The sequence below is a fragment of the Streptomyces inusitatus genome (genome assembly GCF_014651115.1).
GTDB classification, from domain to species: Bacteria; Actinomycetota; Actinomycetes; order Streptomycetales; family Streptomycetaceae; genus Streptomyces; species Streptomyces amakusaensis.
This window is the reverse complement of record NZ_BMWG01000001.1, coordinates 1-17,249: the sequence shown is the minus strand read 5'-3', so window position 1 is coordinate 17,249 and position 17,249 is coordinate 1. Positions and strand designations below refer to the sequence as shown.

Genomic DNA, 17,249 nt, shown 5'->3' with positions numbered 1-17,249 from the left:
TCCACGCTTGCCCAGCCTCAGCGGCAAGGTCTGCCCCCCACAGTGGGCATGACGACAAAAATTCAGTCGGGTGTGTGCCCGTGTCATGGGCGTCCGCAGGTGGATCTGCTGCTCAGGAAGTCGAAGATCGTCCGGGAGGGTGAACGCTCTCTCTCGATCCGTGCCCAGGAGGACCGGGGACGGGCGTGGGCCGACGAACACGGCTACTGCGTCCGCCGGGTCTGGAAAGAGAACCTGTCGGCCTGGTCCGACGTCCGGCGGCCCCGGTACGACGCTGCCATGGCCGCTGTCCTCGCGGGCGAGGTCCCGTGTCTGTGGGTGTACGCGCTCGACAGGTTCTCCCGCAAGGGCGCGGAAGCCGTCGTGCCCATCCTCGGCAAGGCCCGGGTCATCTTCGACTACGAGCGTCTCGACTCGATGGACGAGCGTGACCGGCGCTGGATCATCGACCGGGCCGAGAACGCACGCGAGTACTCACAGCGGCTCTCCTATAACGTGCGCAGCACCAAAACGAAGCAGCGGAACGAGGGGCGCTGGCTGTCCAAGGCCCCGTTCGGTCTGGTCGCCGATCCTGACACCCGCAAGCTCGTACCCGACACCACCCCGTATCTGTGTCTGGTTGCCGACCGGCGCAAGGTCACCCCGTGGGAGATCATCGTCCGGGTGTTCAAGGAGATCAGCGAGGGGGTGTCCTCCCGTGCGCTGACAAGGAAGTTCAACGGTGAGGGGTTGCGGACCGGTACCGGTGTGCCGTGGCGGGCGGACGCGATCCGGGCCATCATCATCCACCCCGTGTACGAAGGGTGGCTGACGCACTCGCCCGGGGGCAAGGCGCACAAGGACCGCATCCCGTACCTGAACGAGCGGGGCGAGAAGGTACGGGTCGTCACCCCCGACGTACTGCCCCGGATGATCCCCGCCGAACTCGCCGCACGCGCACGGCGCGTACTGTCCGGGAACCAGACCATCAGCCTTGCCCCCAGCAAGGGCCGCCCTGTCCACCCACTGAGCGGGAAACTGCGCTGCGCGAGCTGCGGCAGCGCCATGACCCTGGACAGCCTTTCCTACAGCTGTCTGCGCAGGGGCGACGGACGCGCGGCGTGCCCCGCGCCCACATCCGTGACCCGCAACGCGATAGAGAAGTACGTGGTTCAGGTCTGGTCCGCACGGCTCCACGCGTCCGACGACCACGACCCCGTACTGATCGCAGTGGCCGAACGCTGGTACACCCTCACCCGCCCCGAGGAGACCCAGGAGATCAGGGACGCGCGGGCCGAGCTGAAAACGGCGGTGGCGCAGCTCGACAAGTTCATGGCCGACGACGCCGCAGGCTTCTACGCGGGCCGCTCGGCGAAGTACCGCATCCCCCACAAGAACGCGGCGGAGACCCGCGTCGACACCGCCGAAGAACGCCTGACAGAGCTGGTGGGCAAGGGCGAACGCCTGGACATCACGTTCCTGCTCGAAGGATGGGGAGAGCAGGCGTGGCACGCTGCCGACCTTGAGAAGAAACGGGATCTGCTCGGACTCGCCATCGACACCGTGACGGTCAGCAAGGCACCCAAGCAGGGGGGCCGCTTCGACGGAGACGCACGGGTCAGCATCACGTGGGCCACCCCGGAGAACGAGGAAGCCGACTCGGACGACTACGAACGAGCCGCGTAACAGCCGCACACAGCCCCTAACAGCCCCCGGTGGTCCCCCGTGATCGTCGGGGGCTTTCCCATGCCCGCACACGGGCGGGAGCGGGCCTTGAGCCCTCTTCGCCGGGTCCGAGGGGCTGACCCTGCTCGCCCTCGGCCGGTCAGCGGGGCAGAGAGGGTGTTGAGGTGTTGGTTTTCCCTATTTTTTTAGATGAACAAGAAAAAACCTAAGAGAAAGCAAACTTCGCCCCTCAACTGCAACCTCGACACCGGTTGTCCGGCCTCGGCAAGGTCCGCCCCCTACTAGTGGTGGGGAAGGAAGACGCTCGGCCACCCGCAGGGGGCCAAGAGAGCCTGAGTGCCTTGTCCCGGGCTATCCGTGCACCAGTGACCTCACGGGGCACATGCCGATCCCTATGGGCCTGGTGCTGTTGTCCATCAGAACGCTCACCGCCGAAAGCTCGCAGAAAGAGGTACCTGCTGCCCAGACGACCCCGCCGTCCCTGCACTGTCCCCGGGTGCCCTGAGCTGACCCCCCGTGGTGGTCGCTGCCCCGCTCATGAGCGTGAGGCGAACAGGCTCCGGGCGACTCCGGGCACCAGCTCGTACGGCCCGCAGTGGCCGAGCACCCGGCGGCGCTACCTGTATGCCCATCCGTGGTGCGTGATGTGTGCGACCGCTGCGACGGTGGCCGACCATCACCCTGACTCGCGCCGTGAACTCCTTGCTCGTGGTGTCGCCGATCCGGATACGTGGCATCGGCTCCGGCCCTTGTGCACGTCGTGCCACAACCAGTCGACCGCGCAGCGTCAGCCTGGTGGTTGGGCTGCTGAGCGGCGCTCTCAGCGCGAATCAGGCGAGGTTCCGCCGTTCTGACGCGGTGACCCCGGGCGGGGTCCCCCTGCCCCTCTCACAGCCGCACGAGGGGGAGGAAAAACACTCGCGCCGGAGCTGAAGGCGTTTTTGGCATGCCTGAAAGACCAGAAAGCGAGGCTGCATGGCCGACAGATACAGACCTACACCAGCCGTCCAGCGGGCACGCGAAGGGAACCCGTCAAAGTCAGCGATCAAGGAAGGGGTGGTTGTTCCCCGGGCCATCCTGGCCGAACCGAACTGGGCTGAGGTCTTCCGATTCTCACCCGATACCGCTGTCGAGTCGGCGAACGTCCGGTGCCGTGATGTGGCATCGCAGGAATGGCGGCGTGTGGTCCCCGTTCTTGAGGTGGCGGCCGGTATCGGCGAGGTGGACCACACCACCGTGAAAGACATGTGTGTCTGCGTTGCCCGGATCGACCAGGCGGAGCGGGACCTTTCCGAACGTGGACTGATGGTCACCGCCGAGCGAGGCACTGTGAAGAACGGGGCCGCCACGATCGCAAGCCAGTACCGCACACAGCTCGCCCGCTACATCCGGGAACTGGGCTTGTCGCCGAGTTCCCGCGCCGCTATTACGGCACCGGATACCGACGATGAAGACGACTCGGATATCTGGGACTGAAAACACCGCCAGAACCCTTTGAGGAGATAGACATGGCACTCACTCTTATTGAATCTGCCAAGCTCACGTTGGATGATTTGCAGCGTGGAGTGATTGAGGTATTCGTTCAGGAGTCACCCATCCTTGACCGCCTCCCTCTGATCAGCTTTGAAGGGTCAGCCTTCGCCTACAATGAAGAATCCACGCTTCCCGGAGTCTCGTTCCGCGCGGTGAATGAAGCTTACCCGGAGAGTACGGGCACGCTGAATCAGCGCATTGAGACGCTTGCCATTCTGGGTGGAGACTCAGACGTTGACCGCTTCATTGCCAAGACGCGTGGAAACTTGAATGATCAGCGCGCCATTCAGGAGATGCTGAAGATCAAGGCCGCTTCCATTCATTTTTCCGACCAGTTCTTCAACGGAGACATACAGGTAAACCCCAAGGGGTTCGACGGCCTCCGGAAGCGGCTCATCGGGCGGCAGGTACTCGACGCGAAGGGAGTCGGCCCTATCGCCAATGGGCACGAGTTCTTTGACGCACTGGACAGGCTGACCGCTTCCGTAAGAGGGATTGACGGCTCGAATGGCGCGCTCTACATGAATGGCGAGCTTATTGCGAGGATCCGTTCCGGGTTCCGCCGGCTGGGCGGCAGCGAACTCCTTATGAGCGACATTCAGGGGAAGCGTACAACCCTCTGGAATGGGATTCCGCTGCTCGATGTCGGCCAGAAGCTGGACGGTACCGATATTCTGCCGCTCACCGCAGGAACGGGCGGTAAGGAGACTGGAGACATCTACGCGGTGCGCTTCGGTAAGACAGAGGCTGATTCGGCTGTTTCCGGGCTGACGAACGGCGGGATCCAGGCCACCGACCTCGGGGAGGCACACGACAAGCCTGTCTATAGGACTCGTATCGAGTTCTATTGTGGTATAGCCATGTTCGGCGGAAAGGCTGCCGCGCGCCTCACAAATGTTCTGAACGGCTGATACAGGAGTACAGAGCCCCCGTGCTCGCTGCCCAACAGGGGTGGCGGGTACGGGGGCTTTTTGCTTTCAGCAGCCGACGCTGGGCAAGGATTCTTCATAGACTTTCCGAGCGACTGGACTGGATCGATAGGGTTGGAGACGTCGACTGATATTTGCAACGAATCCATCCACCGCCCCTGATTGGATCCCGGGATGCTTTTCGAGTACCTGACTCCATGTGCCACAAGCTAGCTCCAGATGACCTAGCTCTAGCTGCCTTTCTGCCAGCATCGAGCGGAAGCGCAATTCGGTTACCCGAGAGTCCGTCGGCGCTCGCAACTGAAAGTGTGACTCCAAGGAATCAACACTGCCAGCCACATCGCCCAGCGAGTAACGAACTTGCGCAGTGTGATACGCCAAAGTGGCCAAAGTGTAACCGCCCAATTGAGTCTTCCCGCTTCCAGCCGCATCCATTGCTTTTTCTGTTTCCCTAATACTGCGCAATGCTGCCGCACGATCGCCCGAGAGGGCAAAGCTGTGCGCTTGCTGGCCCGCCATGAAAGCTCGCATGAGTGGCCCAGTCATTGGAGCTGCGGTAGCCGCCGCATTGGCTAGCCGAGTGGCGGGAGCCCCGTGACCTAGGTCCGCAGCTTGCACCGACATCCCTCTCAGTACATGGCAATAGGTGAGGTAATCGCTGCTCGCGCCAGCCAACTCCAATGCCTTGGTGTAATACTTTTGCGCCAATCCATGAAGCCCTTCGTCTACTGCCATCCATCCAGTGATATAACACAAAAATGCGGCGGCTGTCATCATCGACTTGCGAACTTCTTCGGAAGCGTCGGCGCGCAGGTACGGGGCAACAGTATTGGCTAAAAACGCTGCTGCCATTGGCCGAGAGGTTCGACCACCACGTTTGTTGTAAATTCCGTTCAACTGATCTGTCATATCGGTGACTAGGTTTACTTCCGGCATCCCAATGCGCATCGACGCACTAGAATTCACGGATTCCATTCTGCCTATCACATCTGGCCAGCCAGGGATTGTCAGCGCAACAGAAAATAGGCTCACCGCGCCGAGTATGCTGCGTCGTCCGGGCAGCATGTCAGCGGTCCCGAGATCAATGAGCGCTTCCGCAGTTCCCGCATCTTCAGAATATTCGGCAGGCGGCGGGAACCCTGCTTCTGAATGAGTGATGGGGCGATCCAATTTTCGCGCCAAAGCTTCCAGTATCAGAGGGCGCGTCGATTCCTTGGGCATGTGCCCGCTGAGCCACTGGCTCACGGACGGTTGTTGGTACTTGGTTGGAGTGCCTCGTTCAGTACCGATGCGGTTGACCGCTTGTACGAACTGGCGATTGGTCCACCCTGCCTCGCGGTGCAGAAGCGCTAGACGTGAGTTCGGTTCGCGGGTCGCCACAGATGGTCAACTCCCTGCGTTGAAGCGGCCTTTTACTGCTTTTACACCCTGGTGCTGCCTCAACGGTACCGCCGTGGGTGACTGAGGGGTTGCCTAGAGCGATGAAAGCGCCACGGCGGGCAAGGGGAAGGGGTAGGGCCACCGATGTTGACCAATGACCACCGCGCTCGCCGTGTCGGGCGGGTGTATCAGCGGCTCGCCCTTGCGGTCGGGGCCGTCGAAGTCTGGTTACGGGTCTGTTTTCCCCGGCTGGTGTGGGTGCTGACTGCCCAGGGCCGGGAGCGGCGCGCACTCGGGGCGGAGTTGCGGCGGGTGGAGACCGACCCGGAGTACGCCGCCGAGTGGCGTGCGGAGCTGGACGAGGGTGTTCGTCAGCTCCGGTTCGAACGGGCCCTGGAAGCGCTGGTCCGGGACCTGGCGGACGGGGGTGACCCGTCGTGAACGGGCCTGTCGAGCCGAGACGTGAGTACCGCTGCGACGTGATCGCCGAAGGGGCCGTGTACGGGACCGCTGAACGCGCGGTGTTCGTCCTCGCGGCCACGGTGGAGATCTCGCCCCGCCAGGCGCTGCTGTGGATGTGTAACCAGGCCCGCCGCATCGCGGACCGGCTGGACCCCGACCCGGCGCGCGTCCCCTGGGGTGACCGGGTACCCGAAGAACCTGCCGACGGGCAGCGCCCGGACGGGCCCACCAGACTCCGCGACTGGGCCCGCGACTACTGGACACAGAAGGAACTGCGCACCCAGCTCAGGGAGGGCGCTCAGGTGTCCCTCACCGTGGCCGACGGTGCCAATGGTGTCTTCCGTCTCAGGGCCCGGCCCGTGGCCGTTCGGAGCCCGCGCCCGGACCTCGGCGAGATACCCGCCGGACCACCCTTCCCTCCGGACCTTGTGTGTCCCACTGACTCCCGCCCCGGTCGCCTGACTGCCCACACGGCGACCGGGGCGGGCCCACACCAATAAGGAGACAGCAGCAATGCCGCGCATTCTGACCCCGGAGAGAGCAGCCGGCCGCAAACGCGTCCTCAAAGAGAAGGATGCTGTCATCGCGCTGTACCACGCCGATGAGACGCCGCTGACGGTCGTCGCCCGTAAGTACGACGTGGGTGACGTGTGGCTCCGCGAGCAGCTCCAAGCGTGGGGCGTCCACATCCGCACCCACGCGGAAGCAATGAAGGCGCAGGCGCGGTGGCAGAAGCGCGAGACCGAGAATCCCGACACCGTGTCCACCTTCCGCCGCAAGGCCCCACCTACCCACGGGGACACACGCTGACCCGCCGCACGAGAGAAGAGCTGGACACCGCGAAGACACGAGTGATCCGGGCACGGGACACCGTGGTCAAGCGGTACCGCGCGGGCGAGTCCGTCAACGCGATCGCGCAGGACTACCGGGTCGCGTGGGACTGGCTCGGCGACTGCCTCACTGCCTGGGGTGTCCCGCTCCGCACCCGCGCGGAGGCGATGACCGCCTGGCACGCCCGGCAACGGCAACTGACCAACCGCACCACGCAGCACCACCCATGAGCCCCCGTTCGGCTGTGATCCCTATGGCGGGGACGGTCGGCAGCCGAACGGGCCCCACAATCCCGCTCACCATCAAGGAGAGACCAGTGCCACGCCGTTCGGCAGCAGAGTTGGCAGCAGCCCGAAAACGCGTGCACGACGAACAGGCCGACGTGACCAGGCGCTACCGCGAGGGCGCGTCCCTCAACGCACTCGCCCGTATGTACGACGTGCACGCGCCATGGCTCCGCCACCGACTCATCAAGTGGAACGTGCCGCTGCGCGACCCGGCGGAAGCCAACCGGCCCCAGCGACTTCCGACCCCGAAGTGACCGTTGGGCGGGAACCGGGGGTGCTGGGCCCGCCGCATCACGCAAAGACCCCACAAGCCCCCGTCCGGCGGTTCCCGTGAGCGGCCGGACGGGCAGCGAGAACGGCGCGGGGACCGACTCCCCGCTGTTCGGCCGAAGGGACAGCGACCATGAGCGAACGGACGGAATTCGAGTTCCACACGTCCAGCGTGTGTGTCTACAACAACGCCGATCCCCGCTGCGTCGAGGTGGCGACCAACGTTCCCGGACGGGTGGCCGTGCGCAGCTCCGTCACCGGACGGACGGTGGAGTTCACCTCCGTGGAGTGGGCCGACTTCCTCACGGGTGCGAAGCTGGGAGAGTTCGACCTCTCGGCCTAGGAGTCACCCATGCAGGAGTGTCCGCGCTGCGGAGACACGGCAGCGCCCGACCCCGAGCACGCGAACACCCTCTGGTGCCTCACGTGCTGGCTCGTCTGGACCCTCCCGCACGACTCCCTCTGTAACGGTTCACTGCCCCGCTTCGCCCCGGCGCTCCGAGTGCTGCGGGAGTCGCGGGGACTGAACCGCTGACCACACAGCACGACGCCCCGTCCGGCCGACTGCCGGGCGGGGCTGCGGACCCAGGGTGAGGGGCCGGGACTATTCCGCGCCCTGGCGCTCACCCTCGGGCGGATTTCGATCACTCACGAATGAGCCCATGCCGCGCGTGGTGACGATCAGCCCCTCGTCACGCAGTTCGGCGGTCGCCTTACGGACTGTCGTCCGGGCGACGCCGAACTCACTCTCAAGCCGTACCTCTGAGACGAGATGCCGCGCCGGGTACTCGCCACTGGCGATGCGCTGCCTGATTACGTCGGCGATCTGCTGCCACTTGGGCCGGGTGGGGTCGAACTCCATCACCAGCAAAACGTATCCATCACCACACACCCACACATAGACATACCTGTATACCCCTGTTCATAGACAGGTACCTACAGGTTCGCCTACCTTCGGAAACAACAACGCCCCGAGGGACCGGGCCTAATCGGTTCCTCGGGGCTCGCCGAGACAGCTTTCGAGGAGCTGAACGCGACATGCGCGACTCTATCGCCCGCGCCCTTACATGGGCGCTGCACTTGATCACCCCCGGACGGGGCCGCCGCCGCGACACCGCCAAACCGACCATCCACCAGCGCGCCACCGCCGAGGGCCGACACCGCGCCACCACCACACCCGCCCCGTCCCGCCGCGCACCCGAGCGCATCGCAGTCCCTTTACAGGGGCTCCGGGACCCTTTCGAGCGTCGCCCCGGACATGCTCCGGACCTCCCCGAAATCCCGCCCGTGCGGTCGATCTCGCTCGCACGCGTCAAGCGGGCAGAGGAACGGCGGGAAGCACAGCAGCGCCGGGAACGGCGGACCGCAATGACCCTCGCGGCCATGGGCATCGAATACACCTACCTCGCGACAACGGGCGTGCACCAGGTGACGGGGGTAGGGGCATGACCGGCGAAGCGAGTACCGCACGGACCACGGCCACTGTGTGCGGACACATCACCAGTGCCCCCGTGGCCATCCGATGGATACAGACAGCCAGCGGCCCCGGGCGCACCCTGTACGCCTGCCCCGACTGCGTCCACCTCTACAACCCCGGCCCGCACTGGGACGACGACGTCCCCGGACCCCGTCATTGAGCAGCCGCACAACCCGCCCCGCCCGGACCACTCCGGGCGGGGCTTTTTCTATGCATACCTACTGATTTATGAGATTCCAGGGTGTAGAGTCCACCGGGGCGGAGCCCCGACCGGGACCCGCACAAACCGCGCCCCGCACAAACCTCACCGCCCCACCCGCTTCGCGGAAACCCCGAACACCCCCCCATCCGGCGCCGCCCCATACACCCTCCCCCTCCCCACCACCGGCGCCCCCAGCATCGACGCGAACGTAAACCGCCCGTCGTCCATCCTCGGATCCGTCTGCCCCACCAGCACCCCCCGCCCCGCGTCCACCGCCAGCAGCCGGCCGTCCCCCGCCGTCACATACACCGCGCGCCCGTCCGCGGTCGGCCGCGACAGATGCGTCGCGCCCATCTCCCGCCGCCACTTCTCCTGCTCCCGGCCGGCCCCGGTGTCGATCGCCAGCAGCGAGCCCCCCGCCCCGCTCAGATAGACGATCTCCTTCGCGACCACGGCCTGAGCCTGGTCCAGCGCGGGCACCGCCACCGGCACCCGCCGCACAGCCGCCCCGGCACCGGCCGTACCGAGCCGGACCACGGCGTCCGTGCTCCCGTCCCGGTTCACGGAGAGCAGATACAGGTCCCCGCCCGAGAGCTGCACCGGCCGCAGCTCCCCCTTGAGCGGTCGCTGCCACAGCCGCCTCCCGTCGCCCGGGTCGACCGCCGTGATCAGCGTGGACATACCGTCCGCCGAGGGCGTCGCCGCCAGCGCGGGCCCGCGGGCCCCCGGAGCGGACACCCACTGCGTACCGATGCCGCCGTGCCGCCCGTCCCAGCGCTTCGCGCCCGTCGCCGCGTCCAGTGCTCTGATCCGCCCGCCCTCGCCGATCAGCAGCACCGTGTCGCCGATGTGCCGGACCTCGGAGTACGAGTCCATCCGGGCGTCCCAGCGGACGGCCCCGGTCTTCGGGTCGAGCGCCTCCAGCCGTCCCCCGCCGGGGGTGACCACATGCAGCAGCCCGCCCGCGAACACGGGGGCCGCGCCCACGTCGCTCTGGGCCGCCGCGCCGCCGCCCGCCTCCAGTGACCAGCCGGTCCGCCCGGTGTCCGGGTCGAGCCGGACCGCCTTCAGCCCGGGCGCGGCGCAGTACAGCGCGGACAGCCCGGGACCAGGTGTGCAGACGGGGGTCCGGTGCTCCTCGTTGCCCGACCGCAGGGTCACGCTCCAGCCGGTGAAGCCCCGCGCCGGGGGCGTCCGCCCCGGCTCCTCGTCCCCGCTCCCCACGACCGCCGCCACCACCCCGGCCGCCACGGCCAGCGCCATCGCCGCCGCACCGGCCGCCGCCCACCGACGCCGCCGCCGTCCCGCCCACCGGGACACCCGAGCCTGATCCGGATCCGCATCCGGAGCCGCTGTCGGCTGCGGATCCGGAGCCTTCGACACCGCAGGTGCCCACTCACGCGGATCCGGAGTCCTCGGTACCGGAATATGCGCCTGGGTGTCGTACGACGCCGAGGGCGTGGAGCCGCGCAGCGCCACCATCACCTCGTACGGCGTCGGCCGCTCGTCCGGGTCCTTCGAGAGACAGCGGAGCAGCAGCGGCACCAGATCGGCGGGCACCCCCGTCAGCTGCGGCTCGTCGTGGACGACCTGGTACGCCACTATGTACGGGCTGTCCGAGTCGAACGGCCCGCGCCCGGTCGCCGCGTACACCAGCACCGAGCCCAGGGCGAACACATCGGCCGCCGGGCCGACCTCCCTCGGCCGCTGGAACTGTTCGGGAGCCATGAACGGCGGTGTCCCGATCAGCTTCCCGGTCTCGGTCCGAAGATCACTGTCCGTGGGGCGGGAGATCCCGAAGTCGATCACCTTCGGCCCGTCCGGGGCGAGCAGGACATTGCTCGGCTTCAGATCGCGGTGGACCACCCCGGCCCGGTGGATGTCCCGCAGAGCCTCGGCCAGCCCCGCCCCCATCCGACGCAGCTCCGCCTCACCCAGCGGACTCCGCTTCACGCGCTCGGAGAGCGTTGGCCCCTCAATGAACAGGGTCGCCATCCAGGGCCGCCCGGCCGTCGGATCGGCATCCACCACCGAGGCGGTGAACGCCCCGCTGACCCGCCGCGCGGCCGCGACTTCCTGCCGGAAACGGGCTCTGAACTCGGGATCCGAGGCATGCTCGGTATGGATGACCTTGACCGCGAGCCGTAGTCCCGAGTCGGAAGTGGCCAGATGCACCACCCCCATGCCACCCGTTCCCAGACATGACTCAAGGCGATACTGCCCGGCATATTCCGGACGCTCCGCTTCCGGGGAGTGCCCGGTGCTGCGCAGCGGTGGCATCTGCGACCCCCGTCTAATCAGTGCGCACACGCGACTCACGGAGCTTAGTCGATGGTGCGTGCGATCCGAGGGGAGCTTGTTAGCCTCGGGGAGTCGTACAGCGCGTATCCGCGCATACAGCAACGGGGGAGTTTTAGATGGCGATTGAAGAAGCACGTCCGGAAACAGCCGACAACGCGACTGACAGCACGACTGACAGCGCGAGCGGCGGCAGCCCCGTATCGGCCCGATCCGCCTCCAAGCGCTACCCGGTCGCACCCGGCCACCGCGTCAATGTCCGCAGCGGCCCCGGCACCGGATACCGGATCGTCCGGGTCCTGCCCTACGACGCCAGGGTGCAGATCAACTGCCAGAAGCCGGGAGAGAAGATCACCGGTCCGTACGGCACCACGACCATCTGGGACTGCATCGCCAACGGCGAGTACGTCTCCGACGCCTACGTCCAGACCGGCAGCAACGGCTATGTGACCGTCCGCTGCTCCTGACGGCGGCGCGATCCGCTCCGGGACGTCCCCGGGAACCACCGGGGATAATCGACCCGTGAGCGAGCAGAGAACCACCATCCAGAGCGACGGCGGCGGCGAAGGCCCCCGGCCCGAACCCATCCGTTTCTTCGGCACCACGTGGGTGAACCACGACGGGGGGTACGGGCCGCGCCGGGCCGGCGTCGCCGTCGGCGGGCTCGCCGCGGCCGTCGCCGGCTTCCTGATCCTCCGCTTCGCCCACCAGGGCCTGGTCATCGCCGAGGTCGGCGGCTTCGTCAACGCGATGGTCATCGCCATGTTCGCGGTCTGCGCCGCGATCGCGTTCCGCAAGACCTGGGAGGGCTTCGGCCGCCGCCTCACCGGGGCCGCCAACCCGGACTCGCTGCGCAGCGTCAAGGTCGTCGGCTTCATCGGCGTCCTGCTGGCGTACTCCTTCCGCGCCCTGACCGAAGCCCCGGGCGAGAAGCTGCACCGCGAGGAGTACGAGACCGCCCGCGCCCAGTACGAGAAGCGCCGCAGCACCCGCACCGGCAACCCGGCCGCCCGCGCCCGCCGCAAGACCAAGGGCGGCGGCAGGAGCGGCAAGAGCTGAACCGCTCCCCTGTCACACTTCGGCCGCCCCCGTCGTCCACCCGGTGAAGCAACCGCGAGAGAACGAGAGAAAGAGGCCGGGGAGCATGGCCGAGCACATCGAGTTCGAGCGTCAGCGCAGCCGACTGTGGGGCATCGCCTACCGGATCACCGGTTCCGTCGCCGACGCGGACGACGCCGTACAGGAGGCATGGCTGCGCTGGCAGCGGCTCCCCGACGGCGAGGCGGAGAACCCGCGCGCCTATCTGACCACCGTGATCAGCCGCATCTGCTACGACCAGCTGACCTCCGCCCGCGCCCGCCGCGAGACCTACACCGGGCCCTGGCTGCCCGAACCGGTGGTCACCGAAGCCGGCCCCGAGGACCGGGTCACCCTCGACGAGTCCGTCGGCACCGCCCTGCTCACCGTGCTGGAACGCCTCACCCCCGCCGAGCGCACCGCCTTCATCCTGCACGACGTCTTCGCGGTCCCCTTCCCCGAGATAGCCGAGGCCGTCGGCCGCACCCCCGACTCCGTGCGCCAGCTCGCCTCCCGCGCCCGCCGCCGAGTACGCGCGGACGCGCCGCGCCGCTCGGTCGACCGGGGCGAGCACCGCAAGGCCGTCGAGGCCTTCCTCGCCGCCATCGTCGGCGGCGACTTCGAAGAGCTGCTGAACATCCTCGACCCCGAGGTGATCTGGCGCTCCGACGGCGGCGGCAAGGTCACCGCGGCCCGGCTCCCCGTGGTCGGAGCCCAGAAGGTCGCCCTCTTCATCGAGAACCTGGTCCGGCGCGGCTTCGTCCCCGGCCGCACCCGGCTCTCGATACGCGAGGTCAACGGCGCGCCCGGCCTGGTCGTCGTCCACCCCGAGGAGGGCTGGGCCGCGGTCTACTCCTTCACCGTCCACCAGGGCCTCATCACCGGTGTCGACGCCACCCTCAACCCGGACAAGCTCAGCCACCTCGATCTCGACGCCCTGAGCTGACCGGCACCCGGCCCGACACCACTGTCACAGTCGGAACCCCCACTTCGTCCCCCCTGCATGACGACATCACCGAACCACCAAAACCAGCGGGTCATCGTCCTGGGAGCCGGATACGGCGGACTCATCGCCGCCCTCCGGCTCGCCCCCCACGCCCGGGTGACCCTGATCGACCCCAGCGACCACTTCACCGAACGCGTACGACAGCACGAACTCCTCGCCCGCGCCCCCCGCCCGCCCCACCCCCTCACCACCATGCTGCGCGGCACCGGCGTCCGCCATCTCGCCCGCCGCGCCACCTCCATCGACCCCACCGCCCGCCGGGTCACCACGGACGACGGACAGAGCCTGCCGTACGACAGACTGGTGTACGCCCTCGGCAGCCGCACCGGCCGGACACCGGGCGCGGCACCGGAACAGACGGCACCGGAACAGACGGCGGCGGAGCGCGTCTACACCGCCGAGTCCGCCGACTCCCTCCGCACCCGGCTGCGGAGCGCCCGCCCCGGCACCCTCGCCGTGGTCGGCGCCGGACTCACCGGCACCGAGGTGGCCGCCGAACTGGCCGAGACCCACCCCGACTGGAAGATCAGCCTCCTCTCCACCGGCGAGGTGGCCGCCGGCCACTCCGCCAAGGGCCGCGCCCATGTCCGTACGGTCCTCACCGCGCGCGGCGTCCGCATCGAGGAGGGACGGAAGGTGGGAAGCCCCGAGGAGGTCGACGCGGACGCGCTGTTCTGGGCCGCCTCGATGACCCCCAACACCGCCCTCGCCGACACGGCCGGACTCCGCCTCGACCCGATCACCGCCCGGATCGAGGTGGACGAGACCCTGCGCTCGGTCTCGTACCCCGAGATCTACGCGGTCGGCGACGCCGCCGCCGCCCACTCCGCCGCCTCCGGCCCCCTGCGCATGGGCTGCGCGGCGGCCCTGCCCACCGGCTTCCACGCGGCCGGCGCGATCATCGCCGAAAGCCTGGGCCGCCGGCCGGAGCCCCTGCGCTTCGGCTATGTCACCCAGTGTGTGAGCCTGGGCCGCCACGACGGCCTGATCCAGTTCGTCCACCCCGACGACACCCCGCGCGACCGCGTCCTCACCGGCCGCACGGCCGCCCTCGTCAAGGAACAGGTGGTCCGCGCCACCGTCGGCATCCTGCGCCTGGCCCGCAGCTCCCCCCGCGCCCTCCCACTCGTCCCGGGCCTGGGCTGAACCCCGCCGGGCGGTCGTCCCGCTCCCTTCCGCGGACCCCGCGCCACGCGGGGTCCGTACCGCCCCTCGGACACCACGGCACCGCCTCGCCCCCGGTGCGAGGATGTGGGCACATACCCCCACCGGCGAGGTGAGCAGAGCCATGACCAAGACAGTCGCAGTCCTCGGCACCGGCAAGATCGGAGAAGCCCTCCTCAGCGGCATGATCCGAGCCGGCTGGCGACCGGCGGACCTCCTGGTCACCACCCGCCGCCCCGAGCGCGCCGAAGAGCTGCGCACCCGCTACGGCGTCGACACGGTCACCAACGCCGAGGCCGCCAAGCGCGCCGACACCCTCATCCTGGCCGTGAAGCCCCAGGACATGGGCCGACTCCTCGACGAGCTGGCCCCTCACACCCCGGCCGACCGCCTGGTCATCAGCGCCGCCGCCGGAATCCCCACCTCCTTCATCGAGGAGCGCCTGGTCTCCGGCACCCCCGTGGTCCGTGTCATGCCCAACACTCCCGTCCTCGTCGACGAGGGCATGTCCGTGATCTCCGGCGGAAACCACGCCACCTCCGACGACCTCGCCCACACCGAGGAGATCTTCGGCGGCGTCGGCAAGACCCTCCGGGTCCCCGAGTCCCAGCAGGACGCGGCCACCGCCCTGTCCGGCTCGGGCCCGGCGTACTTCTACTTCCTCGTCGAGGCCATGACCGACGCGGGCATCCTCCTCGGACTGCCCCGCTCCCAGGCCCACGACCTCATCGTCCAGGCCGCGATCGGCGCCGCCGTGATGCTCCGCGACAGCGGCGAGCACCCCGTAAAACTCCGTGAAGCCGTCACCTCCCCCGCGGGCACCACGATCAGCGCCATCCGCGAACTTGAGAACCACGGTGTACGAGCGGCCCTGATCGCCGCCCTCGAAGCGGCCCGCGACCGCAGCCGCGAACTCGCCTCCGGCAACGGCTGACACCACCCCGTCCGCTGCCGTGGCGCCACGGCAGCGGACAGGACGAATGCCCTCCGCCTTCTTCTCCCGCTTCCTGGATCCGCTCTTCAGCGCGCGGGCAGCAGACCGATCGCCGCATAGGCCGCGTCGACTGTCGGCCTGGCCATCGCCCTGGCACGCTCCGCGCCCGCGCTCAGCACCTCGTCCACATGGCCAGGGTCCGCCGCAAGCTCCGCGTGTCGCTCCCTCAGGGGCCTGAGCAGCTCCACCACCGCATCCGCCGTGTCCTTCTTCAAGGCCCCGTACGACTGGTAAACGGTCGCCAGCTCGCCCGGGTTCCCGCCCGAGCACGCCGCGAGAATCTCCAGCAGATTGGCGACACCGGGAGCGCGCTCCCGGTCGTACACGACCTCGTGCCCGCTGTCCGTGACGGCCCGCATGATCTTCTTCCGCACCTGGTCCGCCTCGTCCAGCAGATAGACGATGCCGTTCCCGGGCTCGTGCGACTTCCCCATCTTCGACATCGGGTCCTGCAGGTCCATGACCCGTGCCGCCACCTCCGGGCGCGTGGCCCTCGGCACGGTGAAGGTGTGTCCGTACCTCTGGTTGAACCGCACGGCCAGATCCCGGGTCAGCTCCACGTGCTGTGTCTGGTCCTCGCCCACCGGCACCTCGTCGGCCCCGTACGCCAGGATGTCCGCCGCCATCAGCACCGGATACGTCAGCAGCGACAGCCGCACGCTCTGCCCGGAGGTCTGCGCCCGGGCCGCCTTCTCCTTGTACTGGATCATGCGCCGCAGCTCGCCGTCGGTCGCCGTGCACTCCAGCAGATAGGAGAGCCGGGCGTGCTCATCCACATGGCTCTGTACAAAGAGGACGCACCGCTCCGGATCCAGCCCCGCCGCCAGCATCAGCGTCGCCGTCTGCCGGCTCAGCCTGCGGACCCGCCCCGGATCGTGCTCCACGGTCAGCGCGTGCAGATCGACCACACAGAACAGCGCCTCCGCCCGGTGCTGATCCACCTCGGCCCACCGGCGCAGCGCCCCGAGGTAGTTGCCCAGCGTCAGATGCCCGGTGGGCTTGAGCCCACTGAAGATCCTCGTCATTCCGCTCTCCGTCTCCTGGTCGAAGCCGCCGTACCGGCCGGCCGACCCCCGGAGGGAGCAAACGAAAACGGCCGCCGGGAAGGGCGGCCGTTGAGTACACGCTCAGCAGGTGGCCGCCGTCAGGCGGGCCACCACTGAAGGGAGCATGTACGCGTGGTCATGGGGCGAGACTACGCACCCAGGTCACAAGTTGACAGTGGATACCCCGAGTCGTAGTGTTCTCCGAGTTGCCCGACGTGAGCGCCGACTTCGGTTGGTCCCCGGGTAGCCATTCCGCAAGATCTTCTACGAACGAACGACCTCGTGTCGCTTCCTTTGTGGTGCGTTCTTGCGAAATGAGGAATCCGCGTTCGAAGGGACGCCGCCCCGATTGGCGTCGGGGCGAAGAATTCCGCTAAAGTCTCACTCGTCGGAACGGCCCAACAGCCGGAAAGACAACCCGATTTCGACCGGGAGTCAGGCCCGAAAGGATCTGATAGAGTCGGAGCAGCCGAAAGGCAAAAGGCCGGTCCAACTGGCCGCTGGATCTGAAAATCCAAACCGGAAACGGAATGGGAAAAGGATCTGGTAGAGTTGGAAACGCAAGACCGAAGGGAAAGCCCGGAGGGCCTGGTGAAAAGGGCCTGAAGGAAGCGTCCGTTCCTTGAGA

19 protein-coding genes are annotated in these 17,249 nt (G+C 67.8%); 15 read left to right on the top strand and 4 right to left on the bottom strand.

Going from position 1 to position 17,249, the window contains the following annotated elements; genetic code table 11:
* The first annotated feature begins 48 nt into the window (after positions 1-48).
* From IE247_RS00095 to IE247_RS00085, 3 genes are all read left to right on the top strand, one after another.
* Positions 49-1,665 carry a recombinase family protein gene (locus tag IE247_RS00095; protein ID WP_190120743.1) on the top strand — a complete coding sequence of 539 codons (1,617 nt, stop codon included), beginning with the start codon at positions 49-51 and terminating at the stop codon, positions 1,663-1,665.
* 975 nt (positions 1,666-2,640) lie between these two features.
* Positions 2,641-3,141: a phage terminase small subunit P27 family gene (locus IE247_RS00090; protein ID WP_190120742.1), complete on the top strand. Its 501-nt coding sequence runs from the start codon at positions 2,641-2,643 to the stop codon at positions 3,139-3,141.
* Between the two features lie 32 nt (positions 3,142-3,173).
* The gene (locus IE247_RS00085; RefSeq protein ID WP_190120741.1) at positions 3,174-4,109 is read left to right on the top strand and encodes a major capsid protein; all 936 of its coding nucleotides are present in this window, start codon (positions 3,174-3,176) and stop codon (positions 4,107-4,109) included.
* 66 nt (positions 4,110-4,175) lie between these two features.
* On the opposite strand, the gene IE247_RS00080 is transcribed toward IE247_RS00085, so the two are convergent.
* Positions 4,176-5,507: an NsdA family TPR-like regulatory protein gene (locus IE247_RS00080; RefSeq protein ID WP_190120740.1), complete on the bottom strand. Its 1,332-nt coding sequence runs from the start codon at positions 5,505-5,507 to the stop codon at positions 4,176-4,178.
* 258 nt (positions 5,508-5,765) lie between these two features.
* Here IE247_RS00080 and IE247_RS00075 point away from each other — a divergent pair, with 258 nt between their 5' ends.
* From IE247_RS00075 to IE247_RS00050, 6 genes are all read left to right on the top strand, one after another.
* A complete protein-coding gene (locus IE247_RS00075) occupies positions 5,766-5,948 on the top strand; it encodes a hypothetical protein (RefSeq protein ID WP_190120739.1) in 183 nt (60 codons plus the stop codon).
* Entirely contained in the window at positions 5,945-6,469 is a 525-nt protein-coding gene (locus IE247_RS00070) for a hypothetical protein (RefSeq protein WP_190120738.1), read from the top strand. The genes IE247_RS00075 and IE247_RS00070 overlap by 4 nt, the downstream gene beginning before the upstream one ends.
* Positions 6,470-6,482: 13 nt before the next feature.
* Positions 6,483-6,779 (top strand): hypothetical protein, encoded by a 297-nt coding sequence (locus IE247_RS00065; protein WP_190120737.1) that lies wholly within the window; start codon positions 6,483-6,485, stop codon positions 6,777-6,779.
* Positions 6,780-6,820: 41 nt separating this feature from the next.
* Positions 6,821-7,030, top strand: coding sequence for a hypothetical protein (locus tag IE247_RS00060; RefSeq protein WP_190120736.1), 210 nt, complete (start codon positions 6,821-6,823; stop codon positions 7,028-7,030).
* 131 nt (positions 7,031-7,161) lie between these two features.
* The gene (locus IE247_RS00055; RefSeq protein WP_190120735.1) at positions 7,162-7,341 is read left to right on the top strand and encodes a hypothetical protein; all 180 of its coding nucleotides are present in this window, start codon (positions 7,162-7,164) and stop codon (positions 7,339-7,341) included.
* A gap of 149 nt (positions 7,342-7,490) precedes the next feature.
* A complete protein-coding gene (locus IE247_RS00050) occupies positions 7,491-7,700 on the top strand; it encodes a DUF397 domain-containing protein (RefSeq protein ID WP_190120734.1) in 210 nt (69 codons plus the stop codon).
* A 261-nt stretch (positions 7,701-7,961) separates the two neighbouring features.
* On the opposite strand, the gene IE247_RS00045 is transcribed toward IE247_RS00050, so the two are convergent.
* A complete protein-coding gene (locus IE247_RS00045) occupies positions 7,962-8,222 on the bottom strand; it encodes a GntR family transcriptional regulator (protein WP_190120733.1) in 261 nt (86 codons plus the stop codon).
* 173 nt (positions 8,223-8,395) lie between these two features.
* Here IE247_RS00045 and IE247_RS00040 point away from each other — a divergent pair, with 173 nt between their 5' ends.
* Positions 8,396-8,806, top strand: a complete 411-nt coding sequence (locus tag IE247_RS00040; protein ID WP_190120732.1) for a hypothetical protein — start codon at positions 8,396-8,398, stop codon at positions 8,804-8,806.
* A gap of 332 nt (positions 8,807-9,138) precedes the next feature.
* Here IE247_RS00040 and IE247_RS00035 read toward each other — a convergent pair whose 3' ends face one another.
* Positions 9,139-11,316, bottom strand: a complete 2,178-nt coding sequence (locus tag IE247_RS00035) for a serine/threonine-protein kinase (RefSeq protein ID WP_190120731.1) — start codon at positions 11,314-11,316, stop codon at positions 9,139-9,141.
* Between the two features lie 137 nt (positions 11,317-11,453).
* Here IE247_RS00035 and IE247_RS00030 point away from each other — a divergent pair, with 137 nt between their 5' ends.
* From IE247_RS00030 to proC, 5 genes are all read left to right on the top strand, one after another.
* Complete coding sequence (locus tag IE247_RS00030) at positions 11,454-11,801, top strand: SH3 domain-containing protein (RefSeq protein WP_190120730.1); 348 nt, start codon at positions 11,454-11,456, stop codon at positions 11,799-11,801.
* 55 nt (positions 11,802-11,856) lie between these two features.
* Complete coding sequence (locus IE247_RS00025; protein WP_190120729.1) at positions 11,857-12,393, top strand: hypothetical protein; 537 nt, start codon at positions 11,857-11,859, stop codon at positions 12,391-12,393.
* Positions 12,394-12,478: 85 nt separating this feature from the next.
* Positions 12,479-13,357, top strand: a complete 879-nt coding sequence (gene sigJ, locus IE247_RS00020; RefSeq protein ID WP_190120728.1) for an RNA polymerase sigma factor SigJ — start codon at positions 12,479-12,481, stop codon at positions 13,355-13,357.
* A 57-nt stretch (positions 13,358-13,414) separates the two neighbouring features.
* Positions 13,415-14,563: an NAD(P)/FAD-dependent oxidoreductase gene (locus IE247_RS00015; protein ID WP_190120727.1), complete on the top strand. Its 1,149-nt coding sequence runs from the start codon at positions 13,415-13,417 to the stop codon at positions 14,561-14,563.
* 142 nt (positions 14,564-14,705) lie between these two features.
* Positions 14,706-15,515 (top strand): pyrroline-5-carboxylate reductase, encoded by an 810-nt coding sequence (gene proC, locus IE247_RS00010; protein WP_190120726.1) that lies wholly within the window; start codon positions 14,706-14,708, stop codon positions 15,513-15,515.
* Between the two features lie 86 nt (positions 15,516-15,601).
* On the opposite strand, the gene trpS is transcribed toward proC, so the two are convergent.
* Positions 15,602-16,600, bottom strand: a complete 999-nt coding sequence (trpS, locus tag IE247_RS00005) for a tryptophan--tRNA ligase (RefSeq protein WP_190120725.1) — start codon at positions 16,598-16,600, stop codon at positions 15,602-15,604.
* Between the last annotated feature and the right edge of the window lie 649 nt (positions 16,601-17,249).